Source organism: Planctomycetota bacterium, from assembly GCA_039182125.1.
GTDB lineage: Bacteria > Planctomycetota > Phycisphaerae > Tepidisphaerales > Tepidisphaeraceae > JBCDCH01.
In genome coordinates this window covers 1-14,073 of the sequence record JBCDCH010000029.1, presented here as the reverse complement: position 1 = coordinate 14,073, position 14,073 = coordinate 1, and the positions used below count along the sequence as shown (strand labels likewise).

The following is a 14,073-nucleotide window of genomic DNA, read 5'->3' as shown; positions in this document are numbered from 1 at the left end:
TCACATCTTCACCGCGGCGACCAGTTCCTTGACGTGGTCGATACTCGTCTGGAACGCGGCTTTCTCAGCGTCGTCGAGGTCGATCTCGTAGACCTTCTCGACGCCGTCGGCACCGAGGAGGCAGGGGACGCCGACGAAGTAGCCACCGATGCCATACTCGCTGTCGCAGTAGGCGGCACAGGGAAGGATGCGTTTCTTGTCCTTGATGATCGCCTCGGCCATCTGGACCGACGCGGCGGACGGGGCGTAGAACGCGCTGCCGGTCTTGAGCAGGCTGACGATCTCGCCACCACCCTTGCGGGCGCGGGTGATGATCTCTTCCAGGCGCTCGGGCGCGACCAGCTGCGTGATCGGGATGCCGCCAGCGAACGTGTAACGGCTGAGCGGGACCATGTCGTCGCCGTGGCCGCCGAGCAAGAGGGCTTGCACATCTTCGACGCTGCAGCCGACTTCTTCGGCAAGGAAGGATCGGTAGCGTGCCGTGTCGAGCACGCCGGCCTGGCCGACGACCTTGTTGGTCGCGAAGCCCGACGCTTTCCAAGCGACGTACACCATCGCGTCGAGCGGATTGGACACGACGATCATCGTCGCGTTGGGCGAGGCCTTGCCGGCGTTCTCGGCGCAGTGCTTGACGATCTCGGTGTTCTTGGCGATCAGGTCGTCGCGGGACATGCCGGGCTTACGCGGCAGGCCGGCGGTGAGGATGATCACGTCGCTGCCGACAGTGTCCTCGTAGTCGCTGGTGCCGGTGATCTTGCAGTCGAAGCCTTCAACGGGGGAGGCTTCGTAGAGGTCGAGCGCCTTGCCCTGAGGCATGGTGTTCTTCTCGCCGTTGATCTCGGCGATGTCGAGCAGGACGATGTCGCCCAGCTCCTTGGACGCGGCCCAGTGGGCGCAGGTGGCTCCGACGTTTCCAGCTCCGATGATCGTGATTTTCGCGCGGCCCATGATGTCCTTTCGGGTACGAGGTTGGGGCGGGGGATTATGTCGGTCCCGGCCGGACTTGCAATCTGGTCGCCTAAAGTTGCCTCATGAGACATCTCGCCGCATCCACGATGATTGCCGCCGTCGCCGGCCTGGTCGGGGCACCCAGCGTGTCGCCCGCCCTTGCTTTTTCCGTGGCCGAGGAACTGACCGTGCCGACCATCGACTACGAAACCGAAACTCTCGCCAACGGCTTGCAAGTTATCTACGCGCCAATGGACAACGCGCCGGTGGTGCACGTCCGCGTGCTGTATCACGTCGGCAGTCGTGACGAGCAGCCCGACCGCCGGGGCTTCGCTCACATGTTCGAGCACATGATGTTTCGCGGATCGGCTCACGTCGCTTCCGAGCAGCACATGGACCTGATCAACGCGACCGGGGGCAACTCCAACGCGTTCACCAGCTTCGACCAGACGACATACATCAACACGGTGCCGAGCAATCATCTCGAGATGGCGCTTTACCTCGAGGCCGACCGGATGGCGAGCTTCCAGGTGACGCCGTCGGTGTTGGACACCGAGCGGAACGTCGTCAACGAAGAGTGGCGTTTGCGTGTGGCCAACCCGCCGTATGGCGAACTGTTCGAAGACCTCTTCGAGTTGGCGTACGAGGAGCATCACTACCAGTGGACGCCGATCGGCGACATGGACGACCTCGCCGCCGCCCAGCCGCACGAGTTGCAGGCGTTCCATGACGTGTACTACAACCCGAACAACGCCGCCCTGATCATCGCCGGCCAGTTCGATGTCGAGCAGGCCAAGCAGTGGGTCGACACCTATTACGCATGGATCCCCGCCGGCGACGATTTCGACCGCCCCAGCCCCGTCGAGCCGGAACAGACCGAGACGAAAAAGAAGGTCGTTTACAAGACCAACATCCCGCTGACGCAGATCGTGTTTGCGTGGAAGACGACCGATTACGGCGACGATGATCAGTACGCGTTGAACATGCTGAGCAGCATTCTCGGCGACGGCCGTAGCAGTCGGCTGTACGAGGCGCTCGTCGGTAATGACACCCCGATCGCCACCGCCGCTCAGGCCGGCAACCAACAGCTTCAAGACCAAGGGCTTTTGCTGGCGTTCATCGGACTGCTTCCAAGCAGCGACCCCGATGCGTCCGAGGCCGCGTTGCTCCAAGTCATCGAGCGGATCAAGGAAGAAGGCCCGACCGAAGAAGAGCTTGCTAAGGCCAAGACGCAGGCCAAGCTCGGCCTGATCAACTCCGTTGCCACCGCCAATTCCGTCGCGACCCGGCTCGGTGAGGAGGCCGTCTTCGGCGGTGACATCGCGCGGGTGAACCGTGCAGGTGAGAAGATCGAGGCCGTCACTGTCGAGGACATCAAGCGTGTCGCCAACACCTACCTCACGCCGCAGCGGCTTTCGATCCTGCACTATCGCCCCGGCGTCGGCGAGGACTTCGACAGCCGCGAGGCCGACGAAGCACCGGCGACACAGGAAGCCGCCGCGGTCGATTTCGAAGACACTTTGGTGATGGTCGACGATCACGCGACGACCCAGCCCGCCACCCAATCGGTCGCCGTCGGCTTCCCCGCCGACTGGCCCACCGAACCGCCGTACAACACCGACGCGCTCAGTGCCGATTTCGTCAAGGGCGAGACGTTTACCGTCAACGGCGTGAAAGTGATCGTTCTTCCCGACGATCGGATTCCGACGGTGACGTGGGATCTGATCCTACCGACCGGCGGACATGTCGAGCCGGCCGGTAAGGAAGGCCTTGCCTCGATCACTGCGTCGATGCTCAGCCGCGGCGTCGAGGGCATGACTTCCGCGGAACTCTCCGAACAGCTCGAAGCTCGCGGCATTGCCGTTGGCGTCTCCGACAACGGCGACCACACCCGCGTTTCCGGCCGCACGACCGTTGATCAGTTCGGGGAAGCCGTCGAACTGACCAAGCTCATCCTCGCGACCCCGACGTTCCCTGCTGACGAGTTCGCCAAACTCAAAGCCCAGGCGCAATCGGGCTTGACGCAGACGCTGGTCAACCCATCCGCGATCACCGGCCGGGAGATGTCGACGGCGCTCTACGGCGCGTCGCCGCTCGGCCGTAACTCGACGCTCCAGTCACTTGCCGCGATCACACTCGATGACGTGAAGGCGTGGTACGAAACCGTCTACCAGCCGACCGGGGCGATGCTGTTCTTTGCCGGTGATGTCGATCGGGAGACGGCCGAGACATACGCCGAGCAACTCACCGCCGACTGGAAGGCGGGCGAGATTCCGTCGATCACTTACGAACTCCCGGCCCGCGCGGACCAGCGCGAGATCATCATCGTCGACAACCCCACCGGCCAGCAGGCCGAGATCCTCATGGGGATTCGCGCCTACGACAACCAGAGCGACGATCGTTTCGCCGGCAGCGTCGCGAGCCAGATCCTTTCCAACGGAATCGACAGCCGGATGAACCAGTATCTGCGTGCCGAGAAGGGGCTGACCTATGGCGCGTCGGCGTTCTTCAATCCGGGCCGGATCGACGGCCGTTTCGCCGTGAGCGTTGCAACCAGGCCCGAGACCGCGGCGGAGGCGATCACCAGTTCGTTCGAGGTGCTCCAGAAGATGATCGACGAGCCGGTGACGACCGATGAGCTCGAAGAAGCCCAGCAGATTGTCTCCGGCTTCATGGTCATGCAGACCCAGACGATTGGCCAGCAGGCCGGCCGTCGGGTCACGATCGAGCTCAACGGCTACCCGATCGACTACTACGACACTCTTCCGCGGAAGGTTAACGCCGTCACGCTCGAAGACGTGCAGCGGGTGATGCGGACGCATGTCGATCCGGAGAAGTTCACGATCGTGATGGTCGGCCCGGCCGAGGTTCTCAAGCCACAACTCGACGGCATGGGTGAGATCACGGTTTTGCCGATGCCTTTGCAGCGGTAATCCGACGCCCAAAACCAGATTGACTTGCACATTCGCGGCCGACCCCGATCATTCGGTGTCGGCCGCTTAGCTATTCGTGGCCATCGCGACGCTGCTCCGCAACACCCGCCCGCACCGACCTCATGGAACAAATCGAAGCTTTCGTCAACGAAGTCAACGGCTATCTCTTCCACGAGTACGTGCTCTTCGCACTGCTCGGGACCGGCTTGCTCTTCACGATCTGGACCGCGTTCGGACAGTACCGGGCCATCACGCACGGGGCTGCCGTCATTCGTGGCAAGTACGACGACAAGGGTGATCCCGGCGCGATCAACCACTTCCAGGCGCTTTCGACGGCGCTGAGCGCGACGGTCGGCTTGGGGAACATCGCCGGCGTCGCGGTGGCCGTGGCACTTGGCGGACCGGGAGCCGTGTTCTGGATGTGGGTGATCGGCATCCTCGGCATGGCGCTGAAGATGACCGAAGTCACGCAGTCCATGCTCTACCGAAACACCGAGAACCCATCCAACCCGCACGGCGGACCGATGTTCGTCGCGCAGCAGGGGTTTGCCAAGATGGGCCTCAAGCCGCTCGGCACCATCATCGGCGGCATCTTCGTCGTCACGCTCATCATCTCGGCCATCACCGGCGGCAACATGTTCCAGGCGTGGAACGTGGCCAACACCACGCGCGACTACTTTGGGGTCAACCAGCTTTACAGCGGCGTGATCCTCGCGGTCGTCGTTGCGGTGGTCATCATCGGCGGCATCAAGGTCATCGGCCGGGTCGCGTCGATCATCGTGCCGTTCATGTGTGTCGTGTACCTGATCGCCGGGCTGTATGTGCTGGTCCTGAACATCGGTGACGTGCCGAGCATGCTCGCGACGATCGTGAAGGCGGGCCTTGGGCTGGAAGAGCAATCCGCGTCGGGCGCGTTCATCGGCGGTAGCTTCGGGTACGCTTTCCTCTGGGGCGTCAAACGAGCGTTGTTCAGTAGCGAGGCCGGTCAAGGCAGCGCGCCGATCGCCCACTCTGCGGCCAAGACCGACGAGCCGGTCCGCGAGGGCGTGGTCGCCGGACTCGAGCCGTTGATCGACACGATCATCGTCTGCACGGTGACGGCGTTGGTCATCATGTCCAGCGGCGCGTACAACCGGCCGGCCGAGGCGGTCGTCGCGGATGCCGGCATGCTCAGCCTCGTCCCGGCCGTCGACGACGAGGGCGGTGCCAAGGAAGACACCTACACGCTCCCCGACACGCCCGTCGTAGCGCTTCCGCCCAAGACCGAAGACGCTCGTCGGATCGCGGCGATCGACGACGGCGTGGACTGGGTCGCCAAGGAAACGATGTTCGTCCGCTACCTCGGCAGCACCGATGAGGATTCAGGCACGTCGATCAAGAAACTCACCGGCAAGGTCGAAAACGTGGGCACCGACGATGTGCCGGAGCTGGTCGTGAAGTGGGGCGAGATCTCCAGCGATATCCCGCCGACGCTCGTCGTCGTCGACGGCGTGCCCGACACCGGAATTTACGGCGATTATGCGGGCAGTTCGCTCACGGCCCATGCGTTCGACCGTGTTCAGCCGGGCCTGGGCAAGTGGCTGGTATCCATCGCAATTTGGCTGTTCGCCATCAGCACGATGATCTCTTGGAGCTACTACGGCGAACAGGGCGTCATCTGGGTGGTCGACGCGATCGCAGGCTCCGACACGGCCGGCCGCAGCATGCAGCCGTACTTCGTTTACCCGTACAAGCTGATCTACTGCATCATCATCGCCGTAACGTGTATTCCGAACCTGATCACGACCGATATCGAGCTGGACATGTGGACCTCGCTCGGTCTGGGCGTGATGCTGGTGGTGAACATCCCGTTGATGTGGGTGTTCGCTCCACAGGCGATGAAGGCGTACCACAACTACATCGGCCGCCTGAAGCGTGGCGAGCTGGATTCCCACGAAAATCCCAAGCTCTCGGACGTCGTGAGCGGGCATGACGTGGAATGACCGGCGAATGTTCGCGGACCCCGGGAACCTTTGGTCGATACGAGTGTCCAAGGGGGTGCCGGCATTTGTCTTGCTGTTCGTCGGCGAAAGGAACGATCCTGATGCGAACCCAACTTATTGCACTCGCCACGGCCGCGGCACTGCCACTTCTTGCCCTGGGGCAGACATCCCAGCCCGGAGCCAGCGGTGGGACCGGACAAAATGGCGTCGGCTCGCCGTTCTGGCAAAGTGAGCCGTCGATCGAGTACGTCCAGCGTGGCCCTGACGGGTTGCCCCTGACGCTCGTCGAGCAAGTTCCGCGCGTCGAATACCTCTACGGCATCAGCAAGTGGTCCTTTCGTACTGCGCAGTCGGACCAGATTCGGTTGATCGATCGCAAACGCGATCAGATGCAGTCGATGCCAGCCTTTGCCGACGCCGTTCGGTCCGAGCGGGAGGCATGGAGTAAGTATCAGCAAGCGCGTGCGGAAGTGCTCGACCGGTTGATGGATGACACTGAGTATGCCGCCTTGGTCCGCGTGCAGCGTCAGGTCGAGTTGCAGATTGAAGACGCTCGCGGTGGTCCGAACGCCGACATGCAATACGTCGCCGATTTGGCCGAGTCCAAGCTTGCTTACTCACGCCAGATCACCGCTTACCAACGGGGCGCGCTCGATGCGAATGAAGACGTGGACGCCGCCCGCCGGGTTTTCCTTGAGGCCGGTGAGAACCTGCGTGACATGCGTCGGGAGATCGAGACCGCGTTGGCCAACGATCCGGAGATCGCTCACGCGACCAACATGGTGAAGCAGTTGCGGATCGAGTTTCTCGCGATGTCCCGGTTCCGCAACGCCACCGAACGGGCAGCGGATCGCGCACTCGCGTTTGCCCGGTTCTCACGGCGCGTGGACCGTTTCCGGCCCGTGAGCGAGACGTTCGGTTTCGGCTTTGGACGCGGGTTTGGCAACCGTGGCTTCGGGTTCGGCAATCGCGGCTTCGGGCCGTTCAGTTATGGCGGCGGATTCCTCGGCGGTCAGTCCTTCACCTTCGGCTCGGGCTTCGATTCGGGTTTCGCGGGTGGCGGTGTTGTCGGCACAACCGTGTTCCGCGAGCCTCGGTTCACCCGAACACCGAGCGGGCCGCAGTTCACACGTACGCCCAGCGGACGACAGTTCACTCGTACGCCGAGTGGACCGCAGTTCACGCGAACGCCGGACTGACAGTCATCACTGAGGCGTGAACCACTACCGACGCGATGAGCTAAGCTGCGGTCCATGCTGACCGCGGCGTTGCTTTCGATCCAGCTTGTTTCCGGCGCACCGGCGCGCACGATTTACGGAGCGCCCCGCGCTGTGCCGGAGCAATCAACACCGACACTCGACATCGAGTTCGAACTGTTTGCCGGTTGGGCGAGCGATTACGTCTTTCGTGGCATTGAACTTCTCGAACCCACCGGTCAGGAAGATTCGAGCGTCTACCCGATGAGGGCCCGCGTCGAACTGATGCCGGGCGAGCCCGTGTCGGTCTTCGCCGAGTTGTTCGCGGTGGCGGGGGAGTCCGATCCGTTCGACGGGTTCGGCACGTATCAGCCGAGTGTCGGCGTGACGTTGTCACCGGACGACGGCTTGCGACTGACACTCGGACACACGACATTCCTGTATCCCACCGTCGACCTCGACACCAACGAGATCTTCGCCACGGCCGAAGTCGACCTGTTACGTTCCGGCGATGGGGCAGCCTTTACGACCGTGTTTGCTTTGGGGACCTATGACTACGACCGCTTCGATGGCGTCTACGGCGAGGTCGGCCTGACGACACGATTGCCCGGCCTCGATTCGGATGTGCTGCGGTTCGAGGCGGCCATCGCGGTGATCGACAGTTACGACGAACTGTTCGGCGGCGACGGCAGCGGTCTGCAGCACTATCGGGTCGGCCTCGTCAGCGAGATCGAACTCAACGAGTTGCTCAACGTTTCCCGCCAACGCGGCCGGGTCTTTCTCGACTCGGAGTTGTTTTACACCGACGGCATCGAAGGCGGACTTCGTGCCGAGACGCAGCTGTGGGGCGGCGTCGGGTTGCGGATCAGTTATTGAAGGGACTCGCTCAAATGCCAACCAGTGCCAGCTTGGCCCGGGCCCGTTTCATGCGGGTTTCCTTGAGCTTCTGTTCTTCGTCGCTGGTGGCTTCGACGGCGATCGCGGATGCCAAATCGGCGTTGGTTTTGTCGCGATCGATCTTGTCCGGCGTCATCGCATCGTCGGTGAGCACGGTGAGTTTGTTGTCCTTCATCTGGGCAACGCCGCCCTCGACGTAGTACGACTGCTTGCTGCCGTCGGTACCCTCGATTTCGAGCGAGCCTGCACCGATTTCGATCAGGAATGGGGCGTGGTTGCCGAGGACACCGTACTGACCGTCATGGGCCGGTAGGATCACGCCACGAACTTCGGCGTCGAAGACCTCGGCCTCAGGTGTGACGATAATCAACCGGCAGTGCTTGGAATCGGCGGCCATGGGCGGCGATGATATTGAGCCGGGCAGGGTGGGTCAAAGCGTCACAAGATCCCGGATTGTCAGTTGGCCGATGGCCGAAATGTCCTATACTGCTAAGTTGTCGCCACCGCGTATTTCCGCGGTGGCTTTCGTTTTCCGGTGCAAGTGTTGCGCGGGAAGACACACCGAAGACGGCGGCATGATGCCGCCCCCAACAGCCCCACATGTCAGTCGCCGCGCAGTGGACTCATTAGGTCACAACTGTGCAGCCGCGTCCGACCGGGAGGTAGCGTCATGCAGTACGTCAGCACTGAAGAAAAGCAGAAGTTGGAGCAAAAGCTCGAGGCCATGCGGGTCGCCAAGATCGAGGTGCAGGAACGCATCCGAGCCGCGGCCGCGCTGGGCGATCTCTCCGAGAATGCCGAGTACCACTTCGCCAAGGAAGAGAACCGCAAGGTCGAGAAGGAGATGCTCGAGCTCGAGGAGAAGATCAAAAACGTCGCGGTGGTCAACGCTGATGATGTGCCGGAAGACATGGTGTTCCTCGGTCACACCGTGCGCCTGATGGACCTCGACGACGAGACTGAAACGCTCGTCCGGATCGTCGGCGAGATGGACGGCCCAGATGAGGACGACGAGGTACTCGTTGTCAGTTCCAGCAGTCCGATGGCCGAAGCCCTGCTCAAGCAGAAGGTCGGCGATAAAGTCAAAGTCGACGCCCCGGCCGGGACGATGGAGTTCGAGATCATGGAGATTCTCTAGCGAGTCTCCCAACGCCTTCGTAGCTCAATTGGCAGAGCAACGGTTTTGTAAACCGTAGGTTGCCGGTTCGATTCCGGCCGAAGGCTTTCAGGCGCCGCGCGGGTGTCGGTAGATGTAGTTCCACGCACCGACCGCGAGGGCGGCCCCGATGAACGGGGCGGTCACGTAAATCCACAGGTGGGTGAAGTCGAGCGCGGCGATGGCGGGGCCGATGCTGCGGGCGGGATTCATGCTGGCCCGGCAGACCGGCCCGGCCGCGATGGCGCAGATGCCCACTGTCCCGCCGATCGCGATCCCCGCCATCAGCCCACGCTCCTTGCTCCCGACCGCCACGCAGAGGATGACGAAGACGAGGGCGAACGTGAGCACTATCTCGAAGCCGAAGGCGCGGGCGAGGCTATATCCGGGGTGCCCTAGTATCTGTAGCAAGCTGTAGGGGACGCCTTGTGACTCGAAGATGGGTCTGATTTCGGGTCGGGCACGTGTCTCAAGCGAGTCGGTTGCGATCGTCTGACCTAGGTCGGCGAGATACGGAAAGGCGACTGCGAGAGACAACGCCGCTACCGTCGCCGCCGCGACCTGCATGCCGCTGTACGCCAACGCGTCACTCCGCTTGAACCGCCCGGCGAGCGTGAACGCGAAGCTGACGGCCGGGTTGAAGTGGGCCCCGCTGACGTCGCCGACGGCGTAGATCAACGCCATCACCACCACGCCCCAGACGATCCCGATGCCGACGTGGCCGACCGCGCCGCCGTACGCAGCGTCGACGGCCATGCTGCCGCAGCCGAAGAACACCAGCAGAAACGTCCCGACGCCTTCGGCTGCCAGTCGTCTCCGTAGGGGGATCGGGTCGCCAAGCGGGGCGTCGGTGGCGTAGTCGATAACCGGGGCCTGCTCCATCAGCCCCGACCATAACCGTTGGCTTCCCGATCGAACATTTGCGCAGTCGTAAGATTCGCCGTTACTATCGCCCCGGCATGACTCGCGTCCGTCTCGAAAACGTCACCAAACGCTTCGGCTCCACCGTCGCCCTCGACAATGTCTCCATCGACATCGAGTCCGGCGAACTGTTCTTCCTCCTCGGGCCGAGCGGTTGCGGCAAGTCCACGCTTCTGCGGCTCATCGCGGGCCTGCATGAGCCGACCGCCGGCAAGCTCTGGTTCGACGACAACGACGTCACCGGGCTCTCGACCGAGAAACGCAACGCGGTGATGTGCTTCCAGAGTTACGCGCTTTGGCCGCACATGACGGTGCGGGAGAACATCCGTTTCGGACTCAACGTCCGCGACGTCGGCAAGGCTGAACAAGACACCCGGATCGACGAGGTGTTGGCCATGGTACAGATGACCGACTACGCCGACCGCAAGCCCAACCAACTCTCGGGCGGCCAGCAGCAGCGGGTCGCGTTGGCCCGTGCCTTGGCCGTCAAGCCGGCATGTCTGTTGCTCGACGAACCTTTGTCCAATCTCGACGCCAAGCTCCGCCACGAGATGCGCAGCGAGATTCGCCGAATTTGCAAGGAGGCCGGCTTTACCACGATCTACGTCACGCACGATCAGAAGGAAGCACTGAGCGTCGCCGACCGGATCGCCGTGCTCAAGGACGGCCACCTCATGCAGATCGGTTCGCCCGGCGAGCTCTACCACAAGCCGCACACCGCGTTCGTCGCCGACTTCATCGGGCAAACCAATCTCATCCCCGGAAAGGTACTCGGTCACGAGGGTGAGGAGGTCCGCCTACAAACCCCGTTCGGCGAACTCGTCGCCCGGCACCTGGAAAACAACCTGCCCAGCGAGGTGACGCTCAGCATCCGGCCGGAACAGATGCAGCTCGATCTCACCGGTCGTCCCCCACGCCGCAACCGAGTCGTCGGCAAGGAGACCGAGCACACCTTTCTCGGCGAAGCCAGCGAACACGTTCTGGATATCGACGGCGAACCTTTGAAGGTCATCGCCGCACCGCCGGTGTTCGAAGTCCCGGCCGAGGTCGCGGTGAGTTTCGACCCGGAGGACGTGGTGATCGTGCAGTGAGGGTGATTTTGTTGACCAAGGTTGTGCCTTTCAGCATGCTGCGGTAGTGACGTACCAAGACAGCGACCCGCAACCCGTTCAACCCGACACCCTCGAATACGCCAGCGGCAACGTCGGTGGGATGGGTTACGCGACATTCCAGCCAAACGAAGGGCGAGCGCGCACCGCGATTGTCCTACTGTGGATCAACTTGGTATTGACCGTCATTGGCGCGATTTTTTCGGTCCTCATCGGGGTGATAGTTTTAACCGACCGGACGCAGCAGGTCGGCCAAGTGCTCAACCCGGATCAAGGAGCGGCGTTCTGGGTTTTGGTGTCGTTCGGCGGCGTTGTCGGATTCGCCGCGTTTGCGGCATGGGTGCTGATGATCGTTTACTACATGATGTGGCAGTACCGGGCGGCGGGTAACCTCGGCCCGTTGGGCGTGCGGGAGCAGCGTTACACCCCTGGCTGGAATGTCGGCTGGTGGTTCATCCCTTTCGCGAACCTCGTGATGCCGTTCCGTTGCATGCGTGAGTTGGAAACGGCCAGTCGCACCGGCGTCGGCGCGAACGCGACCAAGCCCAAGAGCGACCTCGCCAATCGCACGCAGATTCTTTTGTTGCTCAACATCGGCGTCGGCTTAGTCGGCGGCTTGATCGCCGGGATCATGAGTGACTTCGATGAGAATCCGACGACCGCATCGAACACGCTTAACGTCATCGTTGAAGTTGCGTCGGGTGTCATCGGCACCATCTACCTCTACCTTTTCATCCGCTTCATTAAGCTCATTCAATCTCTCCAAGAAACGCGCTGACGAAGCTACGATTCACTGCCATGCGTTACATCCTCGGCACACTGCTCGCGCTTACGATCCTTTCGCCGTTTGTCATGCGGCTGTTTGTCGATGACGGATCGCCGGAGATCGAGGCGACGGGCGAGACGGCGCGGCTCGTGATCGTCACGCCGCACAACCCCGATATCCGCCGCGAGTTCGCCGAGGCGTTCGACCGCTGGCACCGCGAGAACTTCAACGGCCAAGCCGTGCTGATCGACTACCGCGTGCCCGGGGGGACGACGCAGATCACCCGGCTGCTCGACAAAACTTACAGCGTTTACGTCGGCGACGACGGCAAACTCGCACCGCCCGACGAGGTCAACGCCGATCTCGATGTCGTGTGGGGTGGCGGCGACTTCGTGTTCAACGTCGAACTCAAAAACCTGATCGACGGACAGAGCGTTTTGCAGGGCATCGAGATCGACCCCGAACTGCTCGCGGCGGCGTATCCCCAGGAAGACATCGCGGGCATCCGGTTGTTCGACGCATCGGAGCCGCCGCAGTGGTTTGGCGTTTGCCTCAGCAGCTTCGGCATCGTGTACAGCCCGGACTTGGTTGAGGTGCTCGGCGTCGAGCACAACCCCGGCGAGCCCGCGATCAGCACGTGGGACGGCCTCGGCGATGCGAAGCTATTCGGCACTGTCGCCCTGGCCGACCCGAGCAAGTCCGGCAGTGCCGCCGTCACCTACATGATGGTGATCCAGCGGAAGATGCAGGACGCGGTTGATGCGGTAGGCGGTGACGAAAGCGATGAGGTACTCGCGGCCGGCTGGGCCGACGGGATGCGGTTGCTGACACGGATCGCGGCCAACAGCCGATACTTCACCGACAGCGCGAGCCAAGTCCCACACGATGTCGCCCAGGCCGATGCGGCGGCGGGCATGGCGATCGACTTTTACGGTGGCGTCTATGTCGACCAAGTCGGCCCGGAGCGAATTCAGTTCGTGCGGCCCAATGCCGCCACCGCGATCACGCCCGACCCCGTCGCTGTGCTCTACGGCGTCAAGGGCGAGAAACGTGAGTTGGCCAAGCGGTTCGTTGAGTTCCTACTCACGCCCGAAGCCCAGCGGCTTTGGATCAAGAAGGTCGGCACTGAAGACGGCCCCCGCGTCGCGGCTCTCTGGCGGCCGCCGATCCGAAAGGACATTTACGCCGAACTCGATCCCGAGACGTGGACCAACCCGACCAACCCGTTCGCCGATGTCGGCGGCTTCAACCAGCGGTCGGACTGGATGCGTGAGTTTTCCGAGATCCGGATGATGTGGAGCGCGGCATGGATCGACGCGGCAGCTGCGCTTGAGTCGGCCGCCCATCGGATCATGGACATGCAGGATGAGGCCCGGCGTGACGCGTTGCTCGACCAACTCGCCGGTCCGCCCGAAATCACGGTCGATGTCCCCGGCGACGAAACCGCTGATATCACTTTGGATCGTCCGGGCCTTCTGAGATTGCGCGAAGTTCGCAAGGCCGTCTCGGCCGACGACGCGATGGACGTCGGCGAATGGAAGGCCGAGACACGCATTAAGATCGCCGAGGCGTACCGTGCCCATTACCGATCGGTTGCCGAGAAGGCCGAATGAAAATACTCCCGTCGAACCAATGAGTTCGACGGGAGTCGCCAGAAGGGGGAAGGGGTGCGTCGGCTCCGTGCATCGCAGACAACGGTGTCGTTGACACCCGCATCGCGACGACACATGTTTCGGGTGGTCTCACCCACCGGTGAGTCCGACACGCGTCAGGCGTCCCCGTGGCCCCGAACACCGAAGCCAACTCACGGGGTGCGTCCCGCCTGACACCAAAACAGTCCGATTCACCCCGGTGATTTCCAAACACGAAATCCGGATTTCTTTGCCTGCCGCTGCAAGCCGAAAAACCTAGTGCCAGTGACACGCATGTAGAACGCGAGACGCCTCAGCCTTCGTCCGAAACGAGTGCCCAAGTACGTCAATCGACTCCCGACCCCGGTTCTGTCTCCTCGAAAACGAGCCGGCGTCAGTGTTTCATTCGTGCCTCCTTGAGCTGCTTGCCACGACCAAGCAGTTCCGATACCGTTTTGACTGAGTAACCGAGAGATGTTCTTTCGGACCTTCGCTTGTGAATCAATATTGGGCTATCAAATGAACCCGCACGCA

11 protein-coding genes and 1 tRNA gene are annotated in these 14,073 nt (G+C 62.4%); 9 read left to right on the top strand and 3 right to left on the bottom strand.

What is annotated here, in order from left to right; all coding sequences use genetic code 11:
- Positions 1 to 948, bottom strand: coding sequence for a malate dehydrogenase (mdh, locus tag AAGD32_09435; GenBank protein ID MEM8874469.1), 948 nt, complete (start codon positions 946 to 948; stop codon positions 1 to 3).
- A gap of 83 nt (positions 949 to 1,031) precedes the next feature.
- On the opposite strand from mdh, the gene AAGD32_09430 reads away from it, so the two are divergent.
- The 4 genes from AAGD32_09430 (at position 1,032) to AAGD32_09415 (ending at position 7,935) form a co-directional block, all read left to right on the top strand.
- Entirely contained in the window at positions 1,032 to 3,881 is a 2,850-nt protein-coding gene (locus AAGD32_09430) for a pitrilysin family protein (protein ID MEM8874468.1), read from the top strand.
- Positions 3,882 to 4,003: 122 nt separating this feature from the next.
- Positions 4,004 to 5,863, top strand: a complete 1,860-nt coding sequence (locus AAGD32_09425; protein MEM8874467.1) for an amino acid carrier protein — start codon at positions 4,004 to 4,006, stop codon at positions 5,861 to 5,863.
- A gap of 101 nt (positions 5,864 to 5,964) precedes the next feature.
- Positions 5,965 to 7,062, top strand: coding sequence for a hypothetical protein (locus AAGD32_09420; protein MEM8874466.1), 1,098 nt, complete (start codon positions 5,965 to 5,967; stop codon positions 7,060 to 7,062).
- Between the two features lie 54 nt (positions 7,063 to 7,116).
- Positions 7,117 to 7,935 (top strand): hypothetical protein, encoded by an 819-nt coding sequence (locus AAGD32_09415; GenBank protein MEM8874465.1) that lies wholly within the window; start codon positions 7,117 to 7,119, stop codon positions 7,933 to 7,935.
- 10 nt (positions 7,936 to 7,945) lie between these two features.
- Here AAGD32_09415 and atpC read toward each other — a convergent pair whose 3' ends face one another.
- Positions 7,946 to 8,353, bottom strand: a complete 408-nt coding sequence (atpC, locus tag AAGD32_09410) for an ATP synthase F1 subunit epsilon (GenBank protein ID MEM8874464.1) — start codon at positions 8,351 to 8,353, stop codon at positions 7,946 to 7,948.
- Between the two features lie 273 nt (positions 8,354 to 8,626).
- On the opposite strand from atpC, the gene AAGD32_09405 reads away from it, so the two are divergent.
- Positions 8,627 to 9,094 carry a GreA/GreB family elongation factor gene (locus AAGD32_09405; GenBank protein MEM8874463.1) on the top strand — a complete coding sequence of 156 codons (468 nt, stop codon included), beginning with the start codon at positions 8,627 to 8,629 and terminating at the stop codon, positions 9,092 to 9,094.
- Between the two features lie 13 nt (positions 9,095 to 9,107).
- Positions 9,108 to 9,180: transfer RNA gene (locus AAGD32_09400), tRNA-Thr, on the top strand.
- A gap of 1 nt (position 9,181) precedes the next feature.
- On the opposite strand, the gene AAGD32_09395 is transcribed toward AAGD32_09400, so the two are convergent.
- Entirely contained in the window at positions 9,182 to 9,994 is an 813-nt protein-coding gene (locus tag AAGD32_09395; GenBank protein MEM8874462.1) for an aquaporin, read from the bottom strand.
- Positions 9,995 to 10,071: 77 nt separating this feature from the next.
- Here AAGD32_09395 and AAGD32_09390 point away from each other — a divergent pair, with 77 nt between their 5' ends.
- Genes AAGD32_09390 through AAGD32_09380 form a run of 3 tightly spaced genes read left to right on the top strand, consistent with a single transcriptional unit; the run spans position 10,072 to position 13,521 of the window.
- Positions 10,072 to 11,124, top strand: coding sequence for an ABC transporter ATP-binding protein (locus tag AAGD32_09390; protein MEM8874461.1), 1,053 nt, complete (start codon positions 10,072 to 10,074; stop codon positions 11,122 to 11,124).
- A gap of 46 nt (positions 11,125 to 11,170) precedes the next feature.
- A complete protein-coding gene (locus AAGD32_09385) occupies positions 11,171 to 11,920 on the top strand; it encodes a DUF4328 domain-containing protein (GenBank protein MEM8874460.1) in 750 nt (249 codons plus the stop codon).
- A 20-nt stretch (positions 11,921 to 11,940) separates the two neighbouring features.
- Positions 11,941 to 13,521 (top strand): extracellular solute-binding protein, encoded by a 1,581-nt coding sequence (locus AAGD32_09380; protein MEM8874459.1) that lies wholly within the window; start codon positions 11,941 to 11,943, stop codon positions 13,519 to 13,521.
- Positions 13,522 to 14,073 lie beyond the last annotated feature (552 nt).

Bases quoted from the DNA above. Each gene is read 5' to 3' on its own strand.
- AAGD32_09420 (MEM8874466.1), top strand. From the start codon at position 5,965: ATGCGAACCCAACTTATTGCACTCGCCACGGCCGCGGCACTGCCACTT.
- AAGD32_09395 (MEM8874462.1), bottom strand. From the start codon at position 9,994: ATGGAGCAGGCCCCGGTTATCGACTACGCCACCGACGCCCCGCTTGGC.
- mdh (MEM8874469.1), bottom strand. From the start codon at position 948: ATGGGCCGCGCGAAAATCACGATCATCGGAGCTGGAAACGTCGGAGCC.
- atpC (MEM8874464.1), bottom strand. From the start codon at position 8,353: ATGGCCGCCGATTCCAAGCACTGCCGGTTGATTATCGTCACACCTGAG.
- AAGD32_09390 (MEM8874461.1), top strand. From the start codon at position 10,072: ATGACTCGCGTCCGTCTCGAAAACGTCACCAAACGCTTCGGCTCCACC.
- AAGD32_09430 (MEM8874468.1), top strand. From the start codon at position 1,032: ATGAGACATCTCGCCGCATCCACGATGATTGCCGCCGTCGCCGGCCTG.
- AAGD32_09380 (MEM8874459.1), top strand. From the start codon at position 11,941: ATGCGTTACATCCTCGGCACACTGCTCGCGCTTACGATCCTTTCGCCG.
- AAGD32_09425 (MEM8874467.1), top strand. From the start codon at position 4,004: ATGGAACAAATCGAAGCTTTCGTCAACGAAGTCAACGGCTATCTCTTC.
- AAGD32_09405 (MEM8874463.1), top strand. From the start codon at position 8,627: ATGCAGTACGTCAGCACTGAAGAAAAGCAGAAGTTGGAGCAAAAGCTC.
- AAGD32_09415 (MEM8874465.1), top strand. From the start codon at position 7,117: ATGCTGACCGCGGCGTTGCTTTCGATCCAGCTTGTTTCCGGCGCACCG.